The organism is Armatimonas sp. (assembly GCF_031410135.1).
In the GTDB taxonomy this organism is placed as follows: Bacteria; Armatimonadota; Armatimonadia; order Armatimonadales; family Armatimonadaceae; genus Armatimonas.
This window is the reverse complement of the sequence record NZ_JANNYP010000901.1, coordinates 1-3,052: the sequence shown is the minus strand read 5'-3', so window position 1 is coordinate 3,052 and position 3,052 is coordinate 1. Positions and strand designations below refer to the sequence as shown.

The following is a 3,052-nucleotide window of genomic DNA, read 5'->3' as shown; positions in this document are numbered from 1 at the left end:
AAAAAAAGCGCACTTCGAGCGCGTGCTCTACTCTGGAGAGAGCGTCTCGCTAAGTGCGCTGAATGGGATTGTTGGGTAGGCCACGCCCGTTGGAGGGGCGTGGCCGGAACGGCCTTCGTAGCGGAGCCTGCGACGCTCTCCAGTCCCCTCGTTCTGATCGAGGGGACTAAAGCTCGATCGTGCCTTCGTAAACGAGAGCCGCAGAGCCTGTCATGTAGACATGGTTATTGATGCCCCATTGGATTCTAAGATCGCCGCCGGGCAGATGGATGAGCACATCACGGCCTGTGAGACCGTTGAGATGCGCCGCCACGCCGACTGCGCACGCGCCGGTGCCGCAGGCGAGGGTGGGGCCTGCGCCGCGCTCCCAGATCTTCATGACAAGCTCATCGCGGCCCACAAGCTGTGCCGCATGGACATTGGTGCGCTTGGGAAAGGCGGGGTGCGTCTCCAGCTTTGGCCCGACACGCAAGATCAGCTCGTCGGTGGCTTGCTCAGGGAAGAAGACGATATGGGGGTTGCCCATGGAGACACCCGTGATATAGAGCACCTCGCCGTCTAGCTTGAGTGCCTCATGGAGCACCTGACCCGACGACCCTTCCATAGGAATCTGACCACGCTCCAGGCGTGGCTCGCCCATGTCTACCCGCACCTGGCTGACCTTGCTGTCTTCAACCGTCAGGTCGAGCAGCATGATTCCAGCGAGCGTCTCGACGGAGATCTCGGTTTTGGTGGTCAGGCCACGATCGAAGACATACTTGGCAAAGCAGCGAATGCCATTGCCACACATCTCCGCCTCACTACCATCCGGGTTGAACATTCGCATGGCAAAGTCCGCTTTCTCGGAAGGAAGGACGGAGATCGTACCATCTCCCCCGATTCCGAAGCGGCGGTCACAGAGCTGCATCGCGGCGTCCTGGATTTGATCAATTGTTGGTGCACCCAGCTGGAGATGATCGAAAACGGGGAAGTCGTTGCCGATCCCATGCATCTTGACGAAAGGAACCGTCACTCGGCGACTTCCTCACTCACGGGGACAGGCTCGCCTTCGATTGCCGGGCCATTCTCAGGGTGCAGGCGTACAGGGCGCATGGGGATGATACTGGTGACAGCACTCTTATAGACCAGCTGTGTTGGGCGGCCTGGCGATTCAAGCAAGACCGTGAAGGCATCAAAGCCCCGCACGTGCCCACGCAGCTGCACCGAGTTGGTCAGGTAGATTGTGACCGCAATATTGTCTTTGCGAACCTGGTTGAGAAACATATCTTGTAGCGCCTGTGTTTTGTTCATACGGATATCCCTATTTCTAAGTGCTCAGCTACGTCCTCTGCTGAGTCGCTTTCTTTAATATTAGTCCAGTTCACGGCTGGATCGTTACGAAACCACGAGAGCTGCCGCTTAGCGTAGCGCCGTGTGTCCCGCTTGATCATCGCGATTGCGTCCTCCAAAGTAACACCATCGCAGTGAAATTGTACCAGATGTCGGTATCCTAGGCTTATCAAGCTCTTTGCATCGCGGGGAACACCCGAGTCAAGAAGCTGGCGTACTTCATCCACAAAGCCCTCCGCGACCATCTGATCCACGCGGCGATCGATGTGCTCATACAGTGTCTCTCGCTCCCGATCCAGGCCAATCATCTGCACGCCGGGCTTGGGGACACCATGAACTCCCTCAGGCGTGTGAAAGGCGCTCATGGGTTGCCCCGAAACCTCAAAGACCTCTAGCGCCCGAATGATACGCTTGCCGTCGTTGGGTTGAATCTTCGCCGCCGATGGGGGATCTATCACGGCAAGCTTTTCATGCAGCCAGGGAGCGCCATGTTCTTCGACTTCTGCCCAGCGCGCCGCACGAAACTCGGGCTGAGGAGGGACTGCTGGGATCGAGAGCTGCGCCGTGACCGCTCGGACGTAGAGCCCGGTTCCGCCGAGCAAGATCGGCAGCTTTCCCCGTGAGCGAATATCGGCAATCGCTTTACCCGCGAGACGCTCAAAATCCGTCATCGTGAAATCGCCCTCGGGCTCCGCGACATCAAGCAAGTGAAAGCGAACCCGCGCCTGCTCGTCCTGGGTGGGCTTGGCGGAGCCGATATCCAGCCGTTTATAGACCGCCACGGCATCTGCGCTGACCAGCTCCCCGTTCAGTCGCTCCGCCAGCGCCATCCCTACTGCCGTCTTTCCCACCGCCGTCGGTCCCACTAGAGCGATTAGTTTTTCCACGCAGGCAGTATATCGGTACAATAGTGCAATGAAGCAAGAGACACTGCTGGCAACCCCGAAAGAGCTCCTGGAGGCCGCCAAGACTGCGGTGCCGGGAGCAGTGCTTGTCCTCAAGGATGGTATCTGGCTCGATGCGGAGCTGACTCTGGTGGCGCGTGGCACGGCAAGCAAGCCGATCACTCTGCGAGCCCAGACACCCGGTAAGGTGGTGCTAACGGGAAGCTCGCGCCTACGTCTGTCTGGGGAGTATTTAGTTGTCTCGGGGCTCTGGTTTAAGAAAGGCAAGATAGACTCTGGCGAGGTGATCGCCTTTCGCACTAAGTCCGACGTGCTGGCGCACCACTGCCGCCTGACCCAGTGTGCGATCAGCGATGTCAACCCACAGGACAAAGAACGCGATACCAAGTGGGTCTCGCTCTATGGGACTTACAACCGTGTGGATCACTGCGACTTTGCGGGCAAGACGAACCTAGGAACGACACTGGTGGTCTGGCTGGCGGGGAACCCCAACGATCACCGCATTGACCACAACCACTTTGGCCCGCGCCCCGAGCTGGGAACCAACGGCGGCGAGACGATCCGAGTGGGCACGAGCGACTGGTCTATGTCTGTCTCCCGAACGATTGTCGAGGATAATCTATTTGAGCGCTGTGATGGTGAGACGGAGATTATCTCCAGCAAGTCCTGTGAGAATCTCCTCAGTACAGGACAAAAAATACTGGTAATTTCTACAGGATGAAAGGCACCGCCTTGGTATGATACGACAAGGTCGCTTAAACACAGATCGCGACCAAAACGATGCCCAAAAAAAATTGTATCTCACAGAGCCAAAATGC

4 protein-coding genes are annotated in these 3,052 nt (G+C 57.8%); 1 reads left to right on the top strand and 3 read right to left on the bottom strand.

Going from position 1 to position 3,052, the window contains the following annotated elements; translation table 11 throughout:
- Positions 1-166 precede the first annotated feature (166 nt).
- Genes dapF through miaA form a run of 3 tightly spaced genes read right to left on the bottom strand, consistent with a single transcriptional unit; the run spans position 167 to position 2,216 of the window.
- On the bottom strand, positions 167-1,012 hold the full coding sequence (gene dapF, locus RMO15_RS32145; RefSeq protein ID WP_309723078.1) for a diaminopimelate epimerase: 846 nt from the start codon (positions 1,010-1,012) through the stop codon (positions 167-169).
- A complete protein-coding gene (gene hfq, locus RMO15_RS32140; RefSeq protein ID WP_309723075.1) occupies positions 1,009-1,290 on the bottom strand; it encodes an RNA chaperone Hfq in 282 nt (93 codons plus the stop codon). Before hfq ends, dapF begins: the two co-directional genes overlap by 4 nt.
- Positions 1,287-2,216, bottom strand: a complete 930-nt coding sequence (gene miaA / locus RMO15_RS32135; protein WP_309723073.1) for a tRNA (adenosine(37)-N6)-dimethylallyltransferase MiaA — start codon at positions 2,214-2,216, stop codon at positions 1,287-1,289. Before miaA ends, hfq begins: the two co-directional genes overlap by 4 nt.
- Before the next feature lie 28 nt (positions 2,217-2,244).
- Here miaA and RMO15_RS32130 point away from each other — a divergent pair, with 28 nt between their 5' ends.
- A complete protein-coding gene (locus RMO15_RS32130) occupies positions 2,245-2,955 on the top strand; it encodes a polysaccharide lyase 6 family protein (RefSeq protein WP_309723071.1) in 711 nt (236 codons plus the stop codon).
- Positions 2,956-3,052 lie beyond the last annotated feature (97 nt).